The organism is Azotobacter armeniacus, from assembly GCF_054779355.1.
The window spans coordinates 1-557 of sequence record NZ_BAAGYK010000142.1; the positions used below are offsets into that span (position 1 = coordinate 1).

1 protein-coding gene is annotated in these 557 nt (G+C 70.2%); it reads left to right on the top strand.

All coding sequences use genetic code 11. The features are described from left to right. A partial coding sequence (tnpC, locus tag ACYVD0_RS19100) for an IS66 family transposase (RefSeq protein WP_460428273.1) occupies positions 1–557 on the top strand: 557 nt, incomplete at both ends.

Sequence of the window (557 nt, forward strand, 5' to 3'; positions counted from 1 at the left end):
CCCGGCGTGCTGGCGATGCTGCTGACCACCAAGTACGTCGACGGCCTGCCGCTGCACCGCTTCGAGAAGGTGCTCGCCCGCCACGGCGTCGAGATCCCCCGGCAAACCCTGGCGCGCTGGGCGATCCGCTGCGCCGGGCAGCTGCAACCGGTGCTCAACCTGATGCGCGACCGGCTGCTGGAAAGCCCGGTGATCCACTGCGACGAGACGCGGGTGCAGGTACTCAAGGAGCCGGACCGGGATCCCTCCAGCCAGTCCTGGATGTGGGTGCAGACCGGCGGCCCGCCGGAGCAGCCGGTCGTCCTCTTCGACTACAGCCCCAGCCGGGCACAGGAGGTGCCCTTGCGCCTGCTCGCCGGCTACCGCGGCTACCTGATGACCGACGACTACGCCGGCTACAACGCCCTGGCCGCGCAACCGGGCATCGAGCGCCAGGGCTGCTGGGCCCATGCCCGGCGCAAGTTCGTCGAGGCGCAGCAGGTGCAGCCCAAAGGCAAGATCGGGCGCGCCGACCAGGCGTTGGCCTGGATCAATCGGCTCTATGCCATCGAGCGCGA